Genomic DNA, 21,501 nt, shown 5'->3' with positions numbered 1-21,501 from the left:
AGACCGTGACCCGCTACGCCGACATCCCCAAACCCATCCGCTCCGGAATAGTCGTAGTCAACCCAGACACCGGCACCCCCCAACGCCTCATCGTCCTCCAGTTCAACCCGGACACCCTGGAGCGCAGCGTCGCCCCCCAGTCGGCCGGCGACAGCGGTGACTCCGGCAGCGGGGGCACCGGGAGCGGCGACCGTAACGAAGCTCTCCGCCTCAAGGGACCCGCCCAGGAGACCTGGAAGTTCACCGCCGAGATCGACGCCACCGACCAGTTCGAGGTCGCGGCGCCCGACGGCATCCACCCGCAGCTCGCGACGCTCGAAATGCTGGTGCAACCGACGACCGCTCAGCTCCGCGCGGCGATGAAGCTGTCGCAGAAGGGGGCCATCGAGATCAGTCCGATCGAGATGCCGCTGACGCTGTTCACGTGGGGGAGCAAGCGGGTCATGCCCGTGCGGCTCACGGAGTTGTCCGTCAACGAGTCCGCCTTTGACGTGAACCTCAATCCGATCCGTGCCTCGCTCAGCATCGGCATGAAGATCCTCACCGTGAGCGACCTCCCGGCCGGCCACCGCGGCGCGGACCTGTACATGGCCCACCTCGCGCAGAAGGAACGCCTCGCCGCGGCCGCACGCGGCGGCAGCCTCGGCTCGCTCGGGCTCGGCGGCGGCATCGGTGGAGGCGGTGGCGGACTCGCAGGCGGGGGCGGATTCGGATTCGGAACCAACGCCGTGATCGGCAGGGGCTGAGGAGGACAACCATGGCTGAGATCGAGCCGTACGAGAACGCCCTGGACGCGATACCGGGAGCCCACCCCTACCCGCGCACCAGCCGGTACCACGACGCCGAGATCGGGATCCACCGTCGTCCCGACGGGACCGAAGTCCGGTACACCAAGCGGCGGTTGCTGCCCCCGGTCGACCAGACCGAGGACCCCGACCTCACCCAGCCCCACACCGTCGGCGCCGGCGAGCGCCCCGACCTCCTCGCGCAGCGCTACTTCGGCGACCCCGCCCAGTGGTGGCAGATCGCCGACGCCAACCCCGTACTGGATCCACGGGAGTTGACCGACGAGGCCGGGCGGGTCATCGACATCCCGCTCGCCGGCGGGTTCCCGGGTGGCAGGGGGGACCGGCGTGTTTGATCTGCCCGTGGGGCAGGGCCCCGTTCACATCACGCTCCAGATGGGGCCCAAACTCGCCCGGCCCGTCCCGGCCGAGGTGACCGAGGCCCTGCTGTCCGCCCAGATCACCGCCACCGCGGGCGAGCGCAGCGGCTTCCAGCTCGCCTTCGACCTCACCAAGAACGGCATCATCAGTCGGCGGTTGCTGCCGGAAGGGTTCTTCGATCCCAAGACCCGGCTCATCGTCAGTGTCACCGTCCGCGGCACCTCCGCCGTGCTCTTCGACGGGCTCGTCGTCCGCCACGAGGTCGGCGCCAGCAACCAGCCCGGCCACTCCACGCTCACCGTCACCGGCGAGGACCTGACGCTGCTCATGGACCTGGAGGAGCGCACCGCCCGGTACCCGAACCTCCCACCCTCCGAGCGCGCGCTCGCCATCCTGCGCCGGTACTCCGACTACGGCATCCGGCCCGACGTCTACACCGAGAAGGTCGCCCAACCCCCGCACCAGGACCTGCGGGTGCACTACCAGACCGGCACCGACCTCCAGTACGTCACCGAGCTCGCCCGCGCCAACGGATACACCTTCTATCTCGAACCCGGACCCAACCCAGGTCAGTCCTCCGCCCGTTGGGGACCGGAGATCCGCCTCGGCATCCGCCAGCACGCCCTCAACGTCAACATGGACGCCAACTCCACCGTCGACCAGCTGACGTTCGCCTACGACGGGACGGCCAGGGAAGAGCCGCAGGCCCGTTGGCAGAACCCCGAGACCCGTCAGTCGGACCTGCTCCCGCAGCCGTCCATCAGCCCGCTGCGCCCGCCCCTCGGCAAGCGGCCCACCCCGGCCCTGAAGCGCAGGACGCTCTCCGGCACCGCCAAGCACCAGCGCGAACAGGCCGAGGCCGAACTCCTCGCCCGCGCCGCCGTGTCCGCCGACGTCGTCTCCGGCTCAGGCTCCCTCGACGTCATCCGGCACGGCTACATCCTCCAGCCGCGCCAGCTCGTCGGCGTACGCGGCTCGGGACGGGCGTACGACGGCGACTACTTCGTCAAGTCCGTCACCCACAACCTGCGTCCGGGCTCCTACCAGCAGAACTTCACCCTCTCCAGGGAGGGGCTGGAAGCGCGCAGCGACTACGTCCGGCCCTGACACATCAGGCCCTGACACATCAGCAACCACAGACTCACCGACCAGGAGCAACCCCACCATGGCGGCACCCAGCAATCGCTACCTCGGCAAGTTCCGCGGCCGGGTCGTCGACAACGACGACCCGCTGCGCATCGGCCGGATCACGGTCGAGGTCCCGGACGTCCTGGGCAACGAGCCGTCGACGTGGGCGCTGCCCTGCCTGCCGTTCACCGGACCCGAGTCGGGGCAGTTCGTGGTGCCGGCGCCGGGGGCCGGCGTGTGGGTGGAGTTCGAGCAGGGGGACCCCAGCTTCCCGGTGTGGACCGGGTGCTGGTACGGCGCCGCCGAAGAGCTTCCGCCCGACGCGCGCCGCGAGCTCCAGGCCAACTCGCCGAACAAGCCCGTCGTCGTACAGACGCCGCAGGCGCACAAGCTCGTCATGAACGACACGCCCGGCGCCGAGCAGGGAATCCTGCTGCAGGCCCAGGGCGGCGCATACATCCGTATCACCAGGGAGGCCGTGGTTATCTCGACCGGCGCGGGCGCCGAGATCCTGCTGCGCGGCAACGAAGTGACCATCAACGAGGGCCAGTTGACCGTGCTCTCCAAGCGATGAGGAAAGACGGGGGACACAAGACAATGTCCGGGACTCTACTCGACGCCGGTGCCGTGATCGGCTGCCCGCACGGTGGCCGCGTCGCGCCCGCCACCACACCCTCCGGCGGCGTACGCCTCGCGGGTGCCGCCGCCGCGACAGCCGCGCACAGCTATGTGGTCACCGGCTGCCCGCACACCGTGAACGGCGTGCCCTCGCCGTGCGTGACGGTCCGCTGGACCGCCGCCGGCTCCGGTATCACCGTCGACGGCGCGGCCGTGCTGCTCGACACCTCCGCGGCCGAGTGCTTCAGCGCGGCCTTCGTGCCGCAGGGGCCGCCCGTCGTCCAGGCCGCGCAGCGAAAGGTCACCGTCCGATGAGCCCCACCAGCCGGGGAACCAGGCCCCGTTCCGACCTCGCCTTCCCCTTCCGCGCGGACCGCCGCGGCCGTACCGCGCACGCCAGGCGCGGCGAACACGTCCACGACCTCATCGAGCAACTGCTGTTCACCAGCCCCGGTGAGCGCGTGATGCGTCCCGACTTCGGCTGCGGCCTCCTCGACCTGGTCTTCGCCCCGACCAGCCCCGAGCTGATCAGCACCCTCGAACTCTCCGTACAGGCCTCGCTCCAGCGCTGGCTCGGCGACCTCATCGACGTGGAGGCCCTCGACGTGGTCAGCGAGGACAACGTCGTCCGCGTGTACCTGTCGTACGTCGTCCGCGCCGACGGCGCCCGACGCGACGACGTCTTCGAAGGGAGGGCCACGGCATGACCGGCACGACCGCCACCTCCCGCCGGGCCAAGGTCCGCGCCGCCCAGCTGAACGGCGTCGACGCCGTCGAGGTGAGTGACGACGGCCTGCTGCTCACCGTCACCTTCCTCGGCAAGGCCCCGCACGGCCTCGGCCCCGAGAACGTCCGTATCGACGGCGGCCGCCGCATCACCGGCATCACCGCCGTGGACGTCAGCGTGGAGCGCGAGGAGGACCCCGAGCTCGACGACCGGCTCTACGTCACCCTCGACAAGGCCGGCGACACCTCCCGCTACCGGCTCGCCCTCGTCGAGACCGACCCGTACGGCCGCCCCGGCACCGAGCCCTTCCGCGGCTTCGACCAGCGCTACCACCGGGCCTCCTTCGCCTTCCGGCCCGACTGCCCGACCCCCTTCGACTGCGAGGAGGACGAGCCGGACCGCGCGGACTTCCCCGCCGCGCCCGTCGTGGACTACACCGCCCGCGACTACGACACCATCCGCAAGCTGCTCCTGGACCGCCTCGCGCTCACCACACCCGACTGGGTCGAACGCAACCCGGCCGACCTCGGCGTGACCCTCGTCGAACTGCTCGCGTACACCGGCGACCAGATCAGCTACCAGCAGGACGCGGTGGCCACCGAGGCCTACCTCGACACCGCCCGCCGCCGCGTCTCCGTCCGGCGGCACGTCCGGCTCATCGACTACGCGATGCACGACGGTTGCGCGGCGCGTGCGTACGTCGCCGTCGAGACCGCGGGCGACCACACCCTGGCGCCGGGCACGTTCCGCTTCGCCTCCGTGGACGTCCGCACCCTCGACCCGCACGACCGCCCCGAGCCCGGCACCGTCATCGACGAGGCCGACCTCGGCGACCTCGACGAGCGCGGCTCGGTGGAGGTCTTCGAACCGGTCGTCACCGCCGACCCGTTGGAGCTGCGGGTCGCCCACAACGCGATCCGGCTGTGGAGCTGGGGCGGCGAGGTGTGCACCCTGCCGAAGGGCGCCACCTCCGCCACCCTGCGCGACGCATGGGTCGACCAGGAGACCTGCCGGGACCGCCGGCTCGACCTGAAGCCCGGCGACGTGCTCGTCCTGGAGGAGGTCAAGGGCCCGCGCACCGGCACCCCCGGCGACGCCGACCCGAGCCACCGCCAGGCCGTCCGCCTGACCTCCGTCACCCCGGCCGTGGACCGTATCGAGGACCAGCCGGTCCTGGAGGTCACCTGGGCCGCCGAGGACGCCCTGCGCTTCCCGCTCTGCCTCACCACCCGCGGCGGCCGCGACTGCCTGCCCGTCGAGGACGTCACCCTGGCCCGCGGCAACGTCGTCCTCGTCGACCACGGCCGTACCCTGCACGGGCTCCCCGAGACGCTCACCGTCCCGCAGGTCCCCGCCGAGGTCGCCCCCTGCGACCCTCCCGCCTTCGGCTGCCACGACCGCGACGAGGGCAACGCCCCCGCCCGGCTCATCAACTCCCTGACAGAGCAGGCGGAATCGGGTGAGGCCCTCACTCCCGACGACGTCCGCGAACTCTTCGAGATCGTCGGCGAGGCGGCCACCAACCGCGCCGGACTCGGCCTGGAACGCGCCGGACAGCGCCACGAACGCGTCGTGCCCGGAACGGCGTACGCCCAGGCCGCGGCCCTGCGCACGCTGCTCGCCCAGTCCGTCTACCCCGGCATCCAGCCCCGCTTCCGCCCCCTCCTCGGTCGCGTGCCCGTAGCGCAGACGGTGCCGTTCCCCGAGCCGGCCACCGTCGCCGCCGGGCAGGCCGAGCGGATCGCCGCGATCCCGGGACGCGTGCGGCAGCGCCTGGTCGAACTGTGGCGCAGCGCCCGCGACCGGGACGGTCTCTCCGAGCAGGAGATCGACGAACTCACCGTGATCTACGGACTGAAGATCCTGGAGCACATCGAACTCCACCGCCACCCCGTCCGCGCCCTGCGCGAACTCCTGCACCGCAACGACGAGTTGCTCGACGCCAAACTGCGCCGCGTCGAGGTCCTCACGGCACGCGCCCGCGCGGGCACCGTGCTCGACGGGCACATCGCCTGGGAGATCGCGCACAGTTGGGGCCCCGCCTACGCGAGCGGACTGCACCCCGAGGAGCCCGTGCTGCGTGGCTCCGCGACCGACGCGCTGACCCAGGACCCGCGGCACGCCCTGCCCGCCGTACGCGTCGACGAGGGCGATGGCGAGACCTCCGTGTGGGAGCCGCGCCGCGACCTGCTCGACAGCGGCCCCCGCGACCGGCACTTCGTCGGCGAACTGGAGGACGACGGCCGGCTCGCGCTGCGCTTCGGCGACGGACGGCACGGCGCGAAGCCGACCCCCGGGTCCCGCCTCGCCCTGCGCTACCGCCTGGGCGGCGGCACGGCCGGGAACGTCGGCGCGGAGGCCATCAACCACCTCGTCGTCCAGGCCGACTGCGGGCCGCCGCCCGTCGGCGTGGTCCGCAACCCGCTCCCGGCCGTCGGCGGCACGGCGCCCGAACCCGTTGAGCAGGTACGCCAGTTGGCCCCGCTCGACCTGCGCCGCACCCGGCTGCGCGCCGTCACCGCCGACGACTACGCGGCCCTCGCCACCGCCCTGCCCGGCGTCCAGCGGGCGGCGGCGGAGCTGCGCTGGACCGGCAGCGTCCAGGAGGCGCATGTCGCGATCGACGCGTACGGCGCCGGCGCCCCGACGGCCGAGCTGCTGGCCTCGGTCGCCCAGTCCGTCGAGCCGTACCGCCGCATCGGCCACGACCTCGTGGTCGGGGCCGCGCGCCTCGTCCCGCTGGACATCGCGCTGACCGTGTGCGCCGAGCCGGGCCACCAGCACGGGCAGATCCTGGCCGAGCTGCACCGCGTCCTGGGCAACGGCCGCCTCCCGGGCGGCCGCCTCGGCTTCTTCCACCCGGACGCGCTGACCTTCGGCGAACCGGTACGGCTCAGCCGGCTCGTCGCCGTCGCGGCAGCCGTGCCCGGCGTGGAGAGCGTCCAAGTCACCCGGCTGCAAAGGCTGTTCGAGCCGGACCGAGGAGAGAGGGAGGACGGCGTGCTGCGGCTCGGCCCGCTGGAGATCGCCACCTGCGACAACGACCCGGACCGGCCGGAGAACGGCCGGCTGGCGATTTCCCTGGGAGGTGCCCGGTGACGACGGACTCGACGATCGACGACTGCACCTGCGGCGGTGCCTGCCGCGGCGGCCACGACGAGCGACTCGCCCCGGCCCCCGTGCACAACCCGCCCGGCCGAACGGCCCTCGCCTACCGCGTCGGCGAGTACGGCTCCTTCCGGGCCGCCCTCCTCGACCGCCTCGCCTCACCCGCGTATCCGGCTCTCGACGGGCTGACCGTGCGCACCCCGGACGACCCGGCGATCGGTCTGCTCGACGCCACCGCCGTCCTCGGCGACCTGCTCACCTTCCACTCCGAGCGCATCGCCGACGAGGCCTACATCCGTACGGCCAACGAGCACCGCTCCCTGGTCCTGCTCGGCCGTCTCGTCGGCCACCGCCCGCGTCCCGGCGTCGCCGCCGCCACGCATCTGGCGTACACGCTGGAACGGGACCCGCGCGCGGAGTCCCTGCCGGTCACCATTGCGCGCGGAGCCCGCAGCCACAGCGTGCCCGCGTCCGCGGATGAGCAGTCCCTCACCTTCGAGACCAGCCGTGATCTGACGGCTCGCTGGGACTGGAACGAGCTGAAGGTGCGCCGGCGGCGGCCCTCTCTTGTCACGCCGGAGGATCTGGAGCGTCGCTCGGAGCTGTTCGTCGAGGGCACGGCGAACTCGCTGCAGACCGGGGATCAGTTGCTCTTCGTCTTCGGTGAACAGGCGGGCGGGGAGCGGAAGTTGCTGCCCGTCGCCAAGGCGCGGGTCGATCGGGAGGACGAGATCACGGCGATCTCGTTGCCGAAGTCGGCGCCGCCGACGTTGAAGGAGTTGGTGGACGAGGTGCGGCGTTGGACCGCCGCGCCGGTTGCCCCGGGCGAGCCGGGGGATGAGCCGCCCACGCCCGAGGTGCCGAACCCCCGGCCCGTGAGTCGGCTGATCGAGGACTTCGAGGACCAGGTGCTGGCGCCCCTGCGGGAGGACCTGGACGGCGTCAAGACGCCCGAGCGGCTTGCGACTCGGCTGGCGGAGCCGGTTGCGCGTCTTGGTGAGGCCCAGGTGCTGGCAGAGCCCTACCCTGACGTCGCCGCTTGGTTCGAGCAGTTGGAGGCGGTGCTGGCGGAACTGGGCGATCGTGCCTTGGAGTTGGCGCCGGCGCAGACGGATGAGACGGGTGGTCGTTCGTCTGCGGCGCCGTTGGGGCTGGTCGCGCCCCGCGGCGGAGCCGCAGATCGATACAGCCCCGCGCCCCCAAGAAGGGGCGATGCGCGCACTGCTGCTCTCGAAGCCCTCGGCGTAGTCCTCCCCGCTCTACGCGCCTCCACGCCCGCCCCCCATCGCGGCACGGGTCACCAGCGTCCCGGCACCGACACCGCCCGCTTGCTCTCCGCCCTCAACCCCTCCCTCGGCACCCTCTACCCGGCATGGCGCAAAGCCGCCGCCCCCGGCACCCCCCAGCTCCTGCGCGAACTGCTCGCCATGCGCGTCACCGCCGCCCCCTTCGGTGCCACGGCGCCGCTCAAGCCCGTCCAGGACGACCGCGGTCGGGTCATCCGTACCGCCGACTGGCCGCTCACCGGCGCGGTGCTGGCCAGCATGCGCGTCGTGTACGACACCTCGGGCAGGACCCCGGTCCGGGCCGAGTTCCAGTACGTCGAGGGCAGCAGCTCCGACCAGCGCGCCGAGAATCTGAACATCACCCAGCCGGTGACCTTCCCGCTCGGTACTGGCCGGGTCGAGCTGTCGGTGCGCTCCAGCCAGGACCGCGACCTCAACTGGCTCAACCGCCGCCCCACCGACTCCCAGGAGCCCGGCGTCACCGCCCGTCTCCATCCCGGCCTGCCCGATCGAACGTTCTTCGTGTCCCGGCCGGACGACGAGGGCCTGGTCCACGTCGGCGTGCACAACGGCACGTCCGAGCAGATCGCCCTGCGGCCGAACGCGAGCGAGCAGTTCACCCACGGCGAGTACGAGGTGAGTCTCAAGTACACGGTGGGCACCACCGAGCCGAACGTCGAGGTCGTGATCGCCAGCAAGCCGGAGCCGCTCAACCGCCGTGTCCTCCAGCTGGACACGGTCCACACCGGCATCACGGTGGGCAGTTGGGTCGCGATCCAGCGCCCCGCGAAGGGCGCCCAGGGCGGCATTCCCGGTGACGACAAGCTCGACTTCGTCACCACCCAGGTCGTCGCGGCCCGTACGGCGGCGTACACCAACTACGGCATCACCGGACGCGGTACCGAACTCACCCTCGCCGACCCGTGGCTGGACGAGTTCGACGTCCTGCTCTCGCACATCCGGGACACCACCGTCCACGCGGCCGGTGAACCCCTGCGCCTGGCCGACGAACCGCTCGGCGAGGACGTCCACGGCAACGAGATCGAACTCAACCGGCTGTACGACGGGCTGCGCGCCGGCCGCACGCTCGTCGTCACCGGCGAGCGCAGCGACATCCCCGGCACGGCGGGTGTGCGGGCCACCGAGGTCGTCACCGTCGCCGCCGCCGACGCGGCCGTCGACCCGCAACTGCCCGGCGATCACGTCCACACCAGGCTCACCCTGACCGCCGACCTCGCCCACCGCTACCGGCGCGAGACGGTCCGGATCCTCGGCAACGTCGTCGAGGCCACCCACGGCGAGAGCCGCGAGGAGGCCATCGGCAGTGGTGACTCCGACCGCGTGAACCAGACGTTCGCGCTCTGGCAGTCCCCGCTCACCTGGCTCGCCGACGACAATCCCCTCGGCGCCACCCCGGTGCTGGAGGTCCGGGTCGACGGCGTCCTGTGGCACGAGGTCGACAGCCTCGCCGGACGCGGCCCCGTCGAGCGCGTCTACATCACCGGCTCAAACGGCCACGGCCGTACGACGGTGACCTTCGGCGACGGCGTCAACGGCGCCCGGCTGCCGTCCGGCCACGAGAACATCCGGGCCCGGTACCGCTTCGGCACCGGCAAGGCCGCCAACGTGGCCGCCGACCGGATCACCCAGCCCCTCACCCGGCCGCTCGGCGTCACCCAGGTGACCAACCCGCGCCCGGCGAAGGGCGGCGCGGACGCGGACGGCCCGGGTCTGACCCGGCGTACGGTCCCGCTCGCCGTGTCGGCGCTCGACCGCCTGGTCTCGGCGTCCGACTACGAGGACTTCGCCCGCTCCCGCGCCGGCATCGGACGGGCCGCGGCCCGCGAGCTCTTCGACGGCCGCCGCCGGGTGCTGCACGTGACGGTCGCGGGCACGGACGACGTGCCGATCGACGGCGACTCGGACACCCTCAGGGCCCTGCGCGGCGCGCTGACCGAGTACGGGGACCTCAACCTCCCCGTCCGGGTGGACGTGCGTGAGCTGGTCCTGCTGCTCGTCGCGGCCAAGGTGAAGGTGGCCGAGGACCACGCCTGGGAGTTCGTCGAACCCCGGCTGCGTCAGGCGCTGCTCGCCCGACTCGGCTACGAGGGAAGGGAGTTGGGACGTCCGGCCCGACTCTCGGACGTCCTCGCCACCGCCCATTCCGTGCCCGGTGTGGACTACGTGGACGTCGACGTCTTCACCGGCGTCCCCGCGTCCGCCACCCCCGAGGAACTCACCGGCATCCTCGGCGACCCCGGCCCGCCCAGGGCGGCGGTCCCGGCGCGCGAGGCGACGTACGACGAGAAGATCCACACGGTGCGTGCCGCGAACGGCGAGACGCTGTCCGAGATCTGCGCCAGGTACGGCGTGCCGCTCGCCGAACTCCTGCGCCTCAACCCCGACATCACCGACACCCGGCGCCTGGCCAAGGGCCGTTCGGTGTTCGTCTTCCGCGGTATCCGCCCGGCCCAGCTCGCGCTGGTGTCGCCGAGGGCCGCGGACACCCTGATCCTGACGGAGGCCAAGTGATGTCTGCGAACCCGGCGGATGTCCAGTTCGACACCGCGACCCCGGCGACCGCGTCCAGGGAGCCGGACGGACTCGCCGCCCTGCTGCCCCGCTGGCACCTGCTGCGCGACGCCGACGAGGGCGAACAGCTGCGCGCGCTGCTCGCGGTGATCGCCGAGCAGCTCGACCGGGTCCGCGACGGCGTCCAGCAGGGCTACGAGGACCTGTTCGTGGAGACGGCGGCGCCCTGGGTGCTGCCGTACCTGGGCGACCTGGTCGGCTACCGCACCCTGCCCGGCTACGAGCGGGTCCTGACGACCGGCCTGCACGACGGTGGCCGCGCCGCCCTCGCCGAGGCCGTGGCACCACGCGCCGACGTGGCCGCGACCGTCGCCAACCGCCGCCGCAAGGGCACCCTCCACCTCCTGGAGGAACTCTCCGACCAGGTCACCGGCTGGCCCGCCCGCGCCGTCGAGCTGTCCCGGCAGGTCTCCCACACCCAGCCCGTGAAGCTGTACGGCGACACGGGCGTCCTCCCCCACGGTCGGCTTCGCTCGCGCGGGGGGACCCCCATCGGCGAGCGTGGCCGGCTCGTCGACCTGCGCGACAACTCCGCCCTCGACCTCGCGGGCGGCCCCTTCGGAGCGACGGCGCGTACGGTCGACGTCCGCCGCGCCAACTCCCGGCACCGACAGGGTGGTTGGACTCCGGCGGGCGTCGCGCTGTTCGTCTGGCGGCTGAAGGCGCATTCGCTCACCCAGTCCCCGGCCTACTGCATCGACCGCGCCCGCAACCTCTACACCTTCTCGATCCTCGGCAATGACACCCCGCTGGTCACCAAGCCGTTCCCGGAGCCGTCGCCCACCCACATCGCGACGATCGACAACGTCCCGGCGTTCGTCACCCGCCGCCAGCTCCACGACCGGCTCGCCGACTACTACGGCCCCGGCAAGAGCCTCGTCATCCGGCGCGACGGCGAGGACCAGCCCGTACCGCCGTCCGACATCGTGGTCGCCGACCTGTCCGAGTGGCGCTACCGGCCCAAGCGCGGCCAGGTGGCCGTCGACCCGGAGCTCGGCCGGATCGCGTTCGGCTCGCGGTCGGCGCCCCGGCAGGGCGTCTGGGTGGACTACCACTACGCGTCCGCCGCGGACATGGGCGGCGGCGAGTACGACCGGCTCGACCGCGAGGCGCGTCCCGACGCCGAGGTCTACCGCGTCGGCCCCGGGCAGCCGTACCGCCAGATCATGGACGCCTACCGGGCCTGGCAGCACGACCGCCGAGCCGACCGGACCGGCCCCGCCGGCATCATCGAGATCACCCACAGCGGCGCCTACCAGGAGCAGCTGGACTTCGACCTCGACCCCGGCGACCGCCTCGAAGTCCGGGCCGCCGAGGGCACCCGGCCGGTGATACGCCTGCTCGACTGGTACAGCAACCGGCCCGACGCCCTCAACATCCGTGCCGTGTCCGAGGACTGCGCCCCGCACGAGCGTCCGCGCATCGTTCTCGACGGGCTGCTGGTCGCCGGACGCGGCATCAACGTCACCGGTCCCATGGGCGCGGTCGTCGTACGGCATTCCACGCTCGTCCCCGGCTGGTCGCTGGAGCCCGAGTGCGACCCGCACTCGCCGGAGGAGCCCAGCATCGTCCTGGAGCGCACCACCGCGTGCCTCCAGATCGAGCACAGCATCCTCGGCACCATCGAGGTCATCGGCGACGAGGTGAGCGAGGACCCCCTCGACATCCACCTGCGCGACAGCATCCTCGACGCCACCGGACACGACCGCGAGGCCCTGTCCGCACCGGACTGCCGGCACGCGCACGCCGTACTGCACCTGCACCGCACGACCGTGATCGGCGAGATCCACACGCACGCCGTGAAGATCGCCGAGAACTCGGTCCTCACCGGCCGGCTGCACGTGGCCCGGCGCGGTATCGGCTGCCTGCGGTACTCGTACGTTCCGGCCGGCTCGCGCACCCCGCGCCGGTACCGCTGCCAGCCCGACCTGGCCGGACCCGAACAGGCCGGTCGCGTACGGCCGCTGTTCACCTCCGAGCGGTACGGGACGCCCTGGTACGGGCTGCTCGCCGACCGGTGCGCCGAGGAGATCAGGCGCGGGTCCGACGACGGCGCCGAGATGGGCGCCTTCCACGACCTGTACCGGCCGCAGCGCGAGGACGGCCTCCGGGCGCGGCTCGCGGAGTACACGCCGGCGGGCACGGACGCCGGGATCTTCTTCGTCACATGAGCCGCACCCACCGACTTCGCGAACCCGCACTTCACTGAACCAGGGGGACCCCCTTCATGCACGCTGACCTCTCCCGCCTCACGTTCCGCCCGGAACGGCACTACTCGGCGGTCGTCGCCCAGCAGGGGCGTGTTCAGCTCGACGCCGACATCAACGAGCAGACCGCGATCCAGCTCCACCAGGCCCGCACCCTGGCCGCAGACCTGATCGGCCGGCACGGCGGACCGCGTGACGCCGCGGGCTTCAAGATCGACTACGTGGGCGGCAAGCACGACATCGACACGCTGCAAATCCGCGGCGGCCGCTACTACGTCGACGGCATCCTTCTCGACGCGACCCGCCCGGCGCCCGGCGTGCCCGTCCCGGACGACGACGCCGACGAGCAGGCGGAGGAAGCCGCCGCCCCGCCCGCGCACTGGACCTACTGGGACCAGCCCGACGGCTTCCGCGACTCGGAGAAGCCCGGCGACCGGCTGCCCTCGCCCGCCACGTCACCGTTCGTGGTCTACCTGAACGTCTGGGAGCGCGCCGTCTCCGCCGCCGAGGACCCGGCGCTGCGCGAGGTCGCGCTCGGCGCGGCGATGCCCGACACCGCCGCCCGCGTGAAGGTCGTCTGGCAGGTGCTGCCGCTGTCGCTGGCCGCGCTGGACATCGAGGAGACCGACCCGTCCAAGGAGGTCGTCCGCGCCGCCTTCGACAAGTGGGCGCAGAAGCAGTCCGCGCCCACCGCGCGCCTGGCCGCCCGCAGCGAGCGGCCCGACCACGCCGACGAGGACCCCTGCCTGGTCAAGCCGGACGCCCGCTACCGGGGCCCGGAGAACCAGCTGTACCGCGTCGAGGTGCACGCGGGCGGCGAGGCGAAGGACGCCACGTTCAAGTGGTCCCGTGAGAACGGCTCCGTGGTCTTCCCGGTCGACGAACTCGACGGCACCTGGGCGCAGTTGGCCTCCCTCGGCCACGACGACAAGCTGGACCTGGACGTCGGCGACCACGTGGAGCTCGTCGACACCGCGTACGCCTCCCGCCTGGAGCCCCTGCCCCTGCTCCGGGTCGAGGAACTGGACCTGCCCGGCCGGCGCGTCCGCCTCAGCGCCGAGCCCGACCAGTCCGTCGGCCGGCTGCCCCACCTCAACCCGTTCCTGCGGCGCTGGGACCACCACGGCGGACCGAAGCGCAAGGGCCGTACGACCGCGCTGAAGGGTGGCGCGATTCCCGTCGCGGAGGGCGAGTGGCTGCCGCTGGAGGACGGCGTCGAGGTGTACTTCGCCAAGGGCGCCACGTACCGCACGGGCGATCACTGGATCATCCCCGCCCGCACCGCCACCGGCCGGGTCGAGTGGCCCGCGGACGCCGCGCGCCGTCCGCTGCTCCAGGCCCCCTCCGGCATCGTCCGCGGCTTCGCGCCGCTGGCCCTGGTCAAGGGCGAGGGCGGCACCGTCGACCTGCGGCTCGCCTTCAACCCGCTGGCCAGCAGCATCCCGGCCGCCGACGAGGCGACGCTCGCGGCGGAGGAGCAGGCGCGCCGCGAGGAGCAGCTGGCGGAGGACCCGTCCGGCGGGAGGTCGCAGACCACCGCGGACGCGGAGGCGGCGGCGGAAGGAGACGAGTGATGGCCAAGCCCCTGAGTGCGTCCAAGATGGTGGAGATCCTCCGCGCGGAGGGTCTCACGGTCCACGAGGTGCGCAGCTGGCGCACGCACAACCGCAACAGCAAGGGTGCCTGGGGCCCGGTGAACGGCGTGATGATCCACCACACCGTCACCAAGGGCACCGAGGCCTCGGTGAACATCTGCTACAACGGCTACTCCGGACTGCCCGGCCCGCTGTGCCACGGAGTCATCGACAAGAAGGGCCACATCCACCTCGTCGGAAACGGCCGTGCCAACCACGCCGGACTCGGCGACAGCGACGTCCTGCGCGCCGTGATCAACGAGTCGAAGCTGCCGCACGACAACGAGGCCGACACCGACGGCAACGCGCGCTTCTACGGCTTCGAGTGCATCAACCTCGGCGACGGCAAGGACCCCTGGCCCGAGGCGCAGAAGGAGGCCATCGAGAAGGTCTCCGCCGCGATCTGCCGGCACCACGGCTGGAGCGAGCGTTCGGTCATCGGCCACAAGGAGTGGCAGCCGGGCAAGACGGACCCGCGCGGCTTCACGATGGACGGTATGCGCAAGCGCATAGCGCAGCGCTTGAAGGGCGGCGGTGGGGGCGGCGGCAGCACCCCCGACCCGAAGCCGGCGCCCAAGCCGAAGTACGTGCCGTTCCCCGGCAGCGGCTTCTTCCAGGTCGGCCGGAAGTCACCGATCATCACGGCCATGGGCCGCCGCCTGGTCGCCGAGGGATGCAGCCGCTACGAGGAGGGCCCGAGCCCCGAGTGGACCGAGGCCGACCGCCGCTCCTACGCCGCCTGGCAGCAGAAGCTCGGTTTCAAGGGCAAGGACGCGGACGGCATCCCCGGCAAGGTCAGCTGGGACAAGCTGAAGGTGCCCGACGTGTGAGGGTGAGGGCTCGGAGGACCCGAACGGCCCAGGTACCCCGCGGGGGTGTCCTGGGCCGTTCGGCGTGGGGGCGCAGGGTCTTGCTCCGCCAGGCGAAACCAGTCACACTGGTACCGAACGAATGGTCGGTTGGGGAAGCTGGTATCGATGACGACATCACACGCCGCCGAGGCGCCCCCACTGGGGGGACTCCAGGAGCACTTCGACGCGACGATCGCGCGTGACCAGCGGATCGAGCCGCGGGACTGGATGCCGGACGGCTACCGCAGGACACTGGTCCGCCAGATCGCGCAGCACGCCCACTCGGAGATCATCGGCATGCAGCCGGAGGGGGAGTGGATCACCAAGGCGCCCTCCCTGCGGCGCAAGGCGATCCTCTTCGCGAAGGTGCAGGACGAGGCCGGACACGGGCTGTATCTGTACTCGGCGGCGGAGACCCTGGGCACCGACCGCGCGGAGCTGACGAACCGGCTCATCGAGGGCCGTCAGAAGTACTCGTCGATCTTCAACTACCCGACCGTGAGCTTCGCCGACGTCGGCGTGATCGGCTGGTTCGTGGACGGCGCGGCCATCTGCAACCAGGTGCCGCTGTGCCGCAGCTCCTACGGCCCGTACGCGCGCGCGATGGTGCGGATCTGCAAGGAGGAGTCCTTCCACCAGCGGCAGGGCTACGAGCTGCTGATGACGATGATGCGCGGCACCGAGGCCCAGCGCGAGATGGTGCAGGACGCGGTGAACCGCTGGTGGTGGCCGTCCCTGATGATGTTCGGCCCGCCCGACGACTCCTCGCCCAACTCCGCGCAGTCGATGGCCTGGAAGATCAAGCGGCACAGCAACGACGAACTGCGTCAGCGCTTCGTCGACATGACCGTCCCGCAGGCCGAGAAGCTCGGCGTCACCCTGCCCGACCCCGAGCTGCGCTGGAACGACGAGCGCGGTCACCACGACTTCGGCACCCCCGACTGGGACGAGCTGATGCGCGTCATCAAGGGCGACGGGCCGTGCAACGACCAGCGGATGCGGCGGCGCAGAAGCGCCCACGAGGAGGGCGCCTGGGTGCGGGAGGCGGCCACCGCCCACGCGGCCAAGCAGGCCGCCCGCGCGGAGAAGGGAGCGGTGGCATGAGCGACCACGAGACCACCAAGGCCGACTGGCCGCTGTACGAGGTGTTCGTGCGCGGCAAGCGCGGGCTCAACCACGTCCACGTGGGATCGCTGCACGCCGCCGACGACCGGATGGCGCTGACCCACGCGCGCGACCTGTACACGCGTCGCAACGAAGGCGTGTCCATCTGGGTGGTGCGCTCCCAGCACATCGCCGCCTCGACCCGCGACGAGAAGGACCCGTTCTTCGCGCCGAGCGCCGACAAGGTCTACCGCCACCCGACGTTCTACGACATCCCCGACGACGTCCCGCACATCTGAAGGAGAGGGCATGAGTGACGACCACGTCTATCTGACCCTCGCCGAGGGACACGAGGACGACGCCCGCTGGGCCTACGGCACCGGCTTCGAGGACCCGCTGCACGGCGTGGACACCACCGTGCCCGAGGGTGTCGACGCCGACGAACTGGCCGCCGTCTGCGTCGCGTTGGCCGACGACGCCCTGGTCTCGGCCCAGCGCCTCGCCGAGTGGATCACCCGCGCGCCCGAGCTGGAGGAGGAGGTGGCGCTGGCCAACATCGGCCTCGACCTCCTCGGCCAGGCCCGACTGCTCTACTCCCGCGCCGGCCAGGCCGACGGCACCGGACGGGACGAGGACGCCTACGCCTACTTCCGCGACGCCGGCGACTTCCGCAACGTGCGGCTGGCCGAAGTCCCGGGCGGCGACTTCGCGTTCTCGGTCGTACGCCTCCTGCTCCTCTCCAGCTGGCGCCTCGCCCACTTCGAGCGGCTGGCGTCCCACCCGGATCCCGTGCTGGCCGCGATCGCCGCGAAGGGCGCCAAGGAGCTGGCCTACCACCGGCAGTACGCGGCGGAGTGGACGGTGCGGCTGGGCGACGGCACGGAGGAGTCCCACCGCCGCACCCGCAAGGCCTTGGAGCAAGTGGCGCCCTACCTGGGTGAGTTGTTCACGGCGTACGACGTACGGGACGAGGTCGTCACCGTCCTGCGTCAGGTCACCCAGGCCGCCGGACTGCCCATGCCGGTGTACCGCCCGCTGCCCGGATCCGGCCGCGAGGGCGAGCACACCGAGCACCTCGCCCCGCTGCTGGCCGAGTTGCAGGGCGTGGCCCGCGCCCACCCGGAGGCGACATGGTGACCACCTCGCTCGACGCCCGGCGCGCCCGGCACATCGCCGAACAGGTGCCGGACCCCGAGCTGCCCATGCTCACCCTGGCCGACCTGGGCGTCCTGCGCGACGTCGAACTGACCGGGGACGGCACGGTGGTCGCCAGCCTGACGCCGACCTACTCGGGCTGTCCCGCGATGGCCGAGATGCGGGCGGACGTCGCGACCCGGCTGCGCACCGCCGGGTACACGCGCGTGGAGATCCGCACGGTCCTCGACCCGCCGTGGACCAGTGACTGGATCACCCCGGCGGGCCGCCGCAAACTCACCGAGCACGGCATCGCCCCGCCCGGCCCCGCCGCACCGCACGGCGGCCCCGTCCCGCTCGTACTGTCCCCCACCCGGCACGCGGTCACCTGCCCGCGCTGCGGCTCGGCGAACACCGAGGAGACCTCCCGCTTCGCCGCCACGTCCTGCAAGTCCCTGTGGCGCTGCCGCGCCTGCCGCGAGCCGTTCGAGTACGTCAAGGAGATCTGAATGGAAGGCCTGAAGGAAGCACAGACGGCAGCGTCGGTACGCCCGCGCGCCCGCCGCCGTCCGGCCTTCCGCCTCCTGCGCGTAGCCGCCGTGACGCCCTTGTGCGCGGACGCGGTCGCCGTCGCCTTCGACATCCCGGCGGAGCTGGCCGAGGAGTTCGCGTTCGAGCCCGGTCAGTCGTTGACGTTGCGGCGGGAGATCGACGGGCGGGACGAGCGGCGGTCGTACTCGATCTGTTCGCCGGTCGGGTCGAGTCCGCGGATCGGTGTGCGGGTCGTGCCGGGGGGCCTGTTCTCGTCGTGGCTCGTCCATGACGTACGCCCCGGCGACACCGTCGAGGTCATGGCTCCGACCGGTGCTTTCACACCCGACCTCGGCACCCCGGCCCACCATGTGCTGATCGCGGCCGGCTCCGGCATCACACCGATGATGTCCATCGCCGAGTCCGTCCTGGCCGCCGACGCCCGCTCGACCGTCACCCTCTTCTACGGCAACCGCCGTACCGCCACCGTGATGTTCGCCGACGAGCTCGCGGACCTCAAGGACCTCTACCCGACCCGGTTCCAGCTCGCGCATGTGCTGTCCCGGGAACCCCGCGAGGCCGAGGTGCTCTCCGGCCGTATCGACGCCGACCGGCTCGCGACGCTCATCGAGGCGCTGGTCGACGTGACGACCGCCGACCACTGGTGGCTGTGCGGGCCGCACGGCATGGTCCGGGACGCGCAGGGCGTGCTGGAGGGGCTCGGCGTTCCGGTGGAGCGGGTGCACCAGGAGCTGTTCTTCGCCGACGACGAGCCCGTCCGGGAGGTGCACCACGAGGAGGCAGGACCTCAGGGGCCCGTCAGTCAGGTCACCATCACCCTCGACGGCCGCTCCACCACGGCTGCCCTGCCGAGGGAGCGCACCGTCCTGGACGGCGCCCAACGGACCCGCCCCGACCTGCCGTTCGCCTGCAAGGGCGGCGTCTGCGGCACCTGCCGTGCCCTGGTCACCGACGGCAAGGCGGACATGCGCCGCAACTTCGCCCTGGAACCGGCCGAGGTCGACGCGGGCTATGTGCTGACCTGCCAGTCCTACCCGGTGTCGGAGACACTGACGGTCGACTACGACAGCTGAGCCGACGAGAAGAGTTGGGTGGCGAGGAGAGCGAGGGGACTAGTTTCAGGAAAGCCGCTCTCGCGGCGGTGAGAAGGAAGCCCCCTTCATGGCCTCGCCACTGCTCACGCTACCAGTCACTCCGGGATCAGGTCGCGCATATTTTCGGGCGTCACGATCCGCGAGTCCGGGTGCAGTCCCTCGGGCCGCTGGAGACCGATGTACGTGACCGGGCCGTCCGGGACCTTCTCGCCGTCCCAGAGGGTCGTCGCCGTCGCGTCCATCAGGTCCGTGAGATAGCGCACCGTCAGCTGCTCCCGCTCCACGATGCCCCGCAGCAGCGTCGCCACCGACACCCGGTTGCCCTCGACCCGGTTGGTCGACGGGTTGCCCTTGAGGTACAGGTGCAGCCACTTGGCACGCCAGCGCCCGTCCCTCCCGCGCTGGAACGCCAGCGGCAGCGCCACCCGGCCGGGGCCGCGCAGCTCCGACTTCATCCGCACGGTACGCGGCTCGAACGGGCGCCCCCGCTGCTCGCCGTCGCGCAGCATGAACCCGAAGAACGACTCCTCGACCTCCTCGAAGCCCTCCCCGGAATAGAGGTTGACCTGCGGCACGATGAAGGTGCTGCGAACCGCGTCCAGCCGCAGGTCGATGAATTCCGAGGCCCCGTCCGGCGCTTCGGTGACGTCGCCCGAGTGGCTGCCCTCCAGCTCACTGAGGTTGGTGTACGACAGCCAGAAGACGGTCCGGTACTCGGCGTCCAGCACCAGCGCCGACAGGTCGTAGTCGGTGGTCCACTGCTTCTGCTTCCAGTACACGAAGAAACGCAGCAGCTCGCCGTCGAGCGGCGAGACCGAGCCGCGCGGCAGCACCCCGAGCCCGGCCGCGGTCGCCCTGCCACTGAGCGGCAGCGCGACGTCCAGGACGTCCGGGTCGATCAGCAGATGCCCGGGGGCCGGGAGCCGCCGCCGCAGGTCCGCGTCGAGTGCGGCGATCAGGCGCTCCCGCTCGTCCTTCGGCACAGGCGGGCGGGCGTCCCCGGTGACCCAGGCCCGGCCGAGGCGGTTGATGAACACCCGGCGCGCGCGGGACTTCTCCGCCCGGTTGTGCAGATGCTCACGCACCGAGAGCACGACCCGCCCCGCGACCCGCGGAGCGACCTCCACGGCGGCGGCCACGACCGCGTCCCGCTCCTCCTGCGTGGACGCCGTCCGCAGCAGCCGGTCCAGCGCGCGGAACAGCTTGCCCGGCGCCGACTTGAGCAGGGTCACCGCGCCGATGACGTCGCCCGTCCCGAGCAGCTCCTCCACCTGACTGTCGAAGGAACGTACCCGCTTCTCACCCCGCGCCACCGCGAACACGTCGGCGGCGTGCGGCCACTGCGGATACTCGTGCGGGTGCAGCCGCTCGCCGAGCCGCTTGAAAACCTCACGGTGGGCGTGGACGTCCGCGAGCTTGGCCGGGGCCGCAGCGACCACCGCGTCGAGGCCCGCCAGCAAAGCCCGGCGCACCGGCCGGGTCAGCCCCCGAAAGCGCGTCGCCTCCACCAGCGTCACATCACCGCCGGACAGCGCGCAGGCCAGCCGCAGCACATCGGTCACCGTGTCCAGCAGCGGCTGGGAACCGGCCCGCAGCCGGGCCCGGTTGATCACGGCACGGCTCTCCCGCACCGGAATCCTCTCGGGCTGCGGCCCGTCCACGCACACCTCGGCGAGCACCTCGAGATCCCGCAGGTCGTCCTCGCCGAGCGGCGTGCCGCCGCCCGCCAACGCCAGGTACAGGGCGGTGACTTCGGCCGCCGCGTCGCCACCGAGGTGCAGCACGGTCATCCGGTCGCCCGCGGCGGCGATCAGCTCGTCGTGGTGGCCGAGCATCTCCGTGTACGTGTGCTGGTAGCGGCCGTACGACGGCAGCGTGAGCAGATTCACGACACCGTCGCTCAGCTGCTCCAGCGTGCTCGCGCGGGTCGCGTCGTCGGCGAGCGCCCCGGCGATGCAGCGCATCCAGAAGTCGTACGTGTCCGGCACATTGGCCGGGAAGTCGATGAAGTACACGTTGTGCCGCACATGGTCGCCGACCATCTCGCGCACGGTGTCCAGCGTCCTTACGGCCGTGTCCACCACCGTGCCCTCGGACAGCCCCGACAGCCGGGCCAACAGCTCCGCCGAGAGCTTGAAGCCCACCGACATGAGCGCGGCGTCGAACTGCCGTGCCGCTACGGCGCCTTCCCCGGCGGGTCCCGTGGGGGAGGGGAGGCGGAGGGCGTGCCGGATGACCAGGGGTTCGAGACGGTGGACCATGCCGGGATGGTCCCAGAGCGGGGCGATCGGGCGCATTCG

At 72.0% G+C, this 21,501-nt stretch carries 17 protein-coding genes; 16 read left to right on the top strand and 1 reads right to left on the bottom strand.

What is annotated here, in order from left to right; translation table 11 throughout:
* Positions 1 to 5: 5 nt before the first annotated feature.
* From ACZ4UU_RS36660 to paaE, 16 genes are all read left to right on the top strand, one after another.
* Positions 6 to 746, top strand: coding sequence for a hypothetical protein (locus tag ACZ4UU_RS36660; protein WP_471907727.1), 741 nt, complete (start codon positions 6 to 8; stop codon positions 744 to 746).
* Between the two features lie 11 nt (positions 747 to 757).
* Entirely contained in the window at positions 758 to 1,141 is a 384-nt protein-coding gene (locus tag ACZ4UU_RS36655) for a hypothetical protein (protein WP_471907726.1), read from the top strand.
* Complete coding sequence (locus tag ACZ4UU_RS36650) at positions 1,134 to 2,273, top strand: hypothetical protein (protein WP_383448793.1); 1,140 nt, start codon at positions 1,134 to 1,136, stop codon at positions 2,271 to 2,273. Before ACZ4UU_RS36655 ends, ACZ4UU_RS36650 begins: the two co-directional genes overlap by 8 nt.
* 58 nt (positions 2,274 to 2,331) lie before the next feature.
* Positions 2,332 to 2,868, top strand: a complete 537-nt coding sequence (locus ACZ4UU_RS36645) for a phage baseplate assembly protein V (protein ID WP_471907725.1) — start codon at positions 2,332 to 2,334, stop codon at positions 2,866 to 2,868.
* 23 nt (positions 2,869 to 2,891) lie between these two features.
* Positions 2,892 to 3,227: a hypothetical protein gene (locus tag ACZ4UU_RS36640; RefSeq protein WP_471907724.1), complete on the top strand. Its 336-nt coding sequence runs from the start codon at positions 2,892 to 2,894 to the stop codon at positions 3,225 to 3,227.
* Positions 3,224 to 3,619: a GPW/gp25 family protein gene (locus tag ACZ4UU_RS36635; RefSeq protein ID WP_471907723.1), complete on the top strand. Its 396-nt coding sequence runs from the start codon at positions 3,224 to 3,226 to the stop codon at positions 3,617 to 3,619. Before ACZ4UU_RS36640 ends, ACZ4UU_RS36635 begins: the two co-directional genes overlap by 4 nt.
* Positions 3,616 to 6,738, top strand: coding sequence for a putative baseplate assembly protein (locus ACZ4UU_RS36630; RefSeq protein ID WP_471907722.1), 3,123 nt, complete (start codon positions 3,616 to 3,618; stop codon positions 6,736 to 6,738). The genes ACZ4UU_RS36635 and ACZ4UU_RS36630 overlap by 4 nt, the downstream gene beginning before the upstream one ends.
* On the top strand, positions 6,735 to 10,565 hold the full coding sequence (locus tag ACZ4UU_RS36625) for a putative baseplate assembly protein (protein ID WP_471907721.1): 3,831 nt from the start codon (positions 6,735 to 6,737) through the stop codon (positions 10,563 to 10,565). The genes ACZ4UU_RS36630 and ACZ4UU_RS36625 overlap by 4 nt, the downstream gene beginning before the upstream one ends.
* Complete coding sequence (locus ACZ4UU_RS36620) at positions 10,565 to 12,796, top strand: hypothetical protein (protein ID WP_471907720.1); 2,232 nt, start codon at positions 10,565 to 10,567, stop codon at positions 12,794 to 12,796. The genes ACZ4UU_RS36625 and ACZ4UU_RS36620 overlap by 1 nt, the downstream gene beginning before the upstream one ends.
* 56 nt (positions 12,797 to 12,852) lie before the next feature.
* Positions 12,853 to 14,406: a DUF6519 domain-containing protein gene (locus ACZ4UU_RS36615; protein ID WP_471907719.1), complete on the top strand. Its 1,554-nt coding sequence runs from the start codon at positions 12,853 to 12,855 to the stop codon at positions 14,404 to 14,406.
* The gene (locus tag ACZ4UU_RS36610) at positions 14,406 to 15,296 is read left to right on the top strand and encodes a peptidoglycan-binding protein (RefSeq protein WP_471907718.1); all 891 of its coding nucleotides are present in this window, start codon (positions 14,406 to 14,408) and stop codon (positions 15,294 to 15,296) included. Before ACZ4UU_RS36615 ends, ACZ4UU_RS36610 begins: the two co-directional genes overlap by 1 nt.
* 147 nt (positions 15,297 to 15,443) lie before the next feature.
* Entirely contained in the window at positions 15,444 to 16,421 is a 978-nt protein-coding gene (gene paaA, locus ACZ4UU_RS36605) for a 1,2-phenylacetyl-CoA epoxidase subunit PaaA (RefSeq protein ID WP_471907717.1), read from the top strand.
* Positions 16,418 to 16,720 (top strand): 1,2-phenylacetyl-CoA epoxidase subunit PaaB, encoded by a 303-nt coding sequence (gene paaB, locus ACZ4UU_RS36600; protein ID WP_471907716.1) that lies wholly within the window; start codon positions 16,418 to 16,420, stop codon positions 16,718 to 16,720. Before paaA ends, paaB begins: the two co-directional genes overlap by 4 nt.
* A gap of 10 nt (positions 16,721 to 16,730) precedes the next feature.
* Positions 16,731 to 17,558, top strand: coding sequence for a 1,2-phenylacetyl-CoA epoxidase subunit PaaC (gene paaC, locus ACZ4UU_RS36595; protein ID WP_471907715.1), 828 nt, complete (start codon positions 16,731 to 16,733; stop codon positions 17,556 to 17,558).
* On the top strand, positions 17,552 to 18,064 hold the full coding sequence (paaD, locus tag ACZ4UU_RS36590; RefSeq protein WP_471907714.1) for a 1,2-phenylacetyl-CoA epoxidase subunit PaaD: 513 nt from the start codon (positions 17,552 to 17,554) through the stop codon (positions 18,062 to 18,064). Before paaC ends, paaD begins: the two co-directional genes overlap by 7 nt.
* A complete protein-coding gene (gene paaE / locus ACZ4UU_RS36585; RefSeq protein WP_471907713.1) occupies positions 18,065 to 19,180 on the top strand; it encodes a 1,2-phenylacetyl-CoA epoxidase subunit PaaE in 1,116 nt (371 codons plus the stop codon). It abuts the gene before it with no gap.
* Positions 19,181 to 19,296: 116 nt separating this feature from the next.
* Here the strand turns inward: paaE and ACZ4UU_RS36580 are convergent, their stop codons facing one another.
* Entirely contained in the window at positions 19,297 to 21,462 is a 2,166-nt protein-coding gene (locus tag ACZ4UU_RS36580; RefSeq protein WP_471907749.1) for a TerD family protein, read from the bottom strand.
* Positions 21,463 to 21,501: the final 39 nt, after the last annotated feature.

The sequence above is a fragment of the Streptomyces sp. NPDC028907 genome (assembly GCF_055564995.1).
Note: the sequence above shows the minus strand (reverse complement) of the source record. Positions and strands in the feature narration are given on the sequence as shown.

What these genes read in the sequence shown, in the direction of transcription:
- ACZ4UU_RS36655 (WP_471907726.1), top strand. Translation starts at nt 758, where the DNA reads ATGGCTGAGATCGAGCCGTACGAGAACGCCCTGGACGCGATACCGGGA.
- ACZ4UU_RS36645 (WP_471907725.1), top strand. Translation starts at nt 2,332, where the DNA reads ATGGCGGCACCCAGCAATCGCTACCTCGGCAAGTTCCGCGGCCGGGTC.
- ACZ4UU_RS36640 (WP_471907724.1), top strand. Translation starts at nt 2,892, where the DNA reads ATGTCCGGGACTCTACTCGACGCCGGTGCCGTGATCGGCTGCCCGCAC.
- ACZ4UU_RS36635 (WP_471907723.1), top strand. Translation starts at nt 3,224, where the DNA reads ATGAGCCCCACCAGCCGGGGAACCAGGCCCCGTTCCGACCTCGCCTTC.
- ACZ4UU_RS36630 (WP_471907722.1), top strand. Translation starts at nt 3,616, where the DNA reads ATGACCGGCACGACCGCCACCTCCCGCCGGGCCAAGGTCCGCGCCGCC.
- ACZ4UU_RS36620 (WP_471907720.1), top strand. Translation starts at nt 10,565, where the DNA reads ATGTCTGCGAACCCGGCGGATGTCCAGTTCGACACCGCGACCCCGGCG.
- ACZ4UU_RS36615 (WP_471907719.1), top strand. Translation starts at nt 12,853, where the DNA reads ATGCACGCTGACCTCTCCCGCCTCACGTTCCGCCCGGAACGGCACTAC.
- ACZ4UU_RS36610 (WP_471907718.1), top strand. Translation starts at nt 14,406, where the DNA reads ATGGCCAAGCCCCTGAGTGCGTCCAAGATGGTGGAGATCCTCCGCGCG.
- paaA (WP_471907717.1), top strand. Translation starts at nt 15,444, where the DNA reads ATGACGACATCACACGCCGCCGAGGCGCCCCCACTGGGGGGACTCCAG.
- paaB (WP_471907716.1), top strand. Translation starts at nt 16,418, where the DNA reads ATGAGCGACCACGAGACCACCAAGGCCGACTGGCCGCTGTACGAGGTG.
- paaC (WP_471907715.1), top strand. Translation starts at nt 16,731, where the DNA reads ATGAGTGACGACCACGTCTATCTGACCCTCGCCGAGGGACACGAGGAC.
- paaD (WP_471907714.1), top strand. Translation starts at nt 17,552, where the DNA reads ATGGTGACCACCTCGCTCGACGCCCGGCGCGCCCGGCACATCGCCGAA.
- paaE (WP_471907713.1), top strand. Translation starts at nt 18,065, where the DNA reads ATGGAAGGCCTGAAGGAAGCACAGACGGCAGCGTCGGTACGCCCGCGC.
- ACZ4UU_RS36580 (WP_471907749.1), bottom strand. Translation starts at nt 21,462, where the DNA reads ATGGTCCACCGTCTCGAACCCCTGGTCATCCGGCACGCCCTCCGCCTC.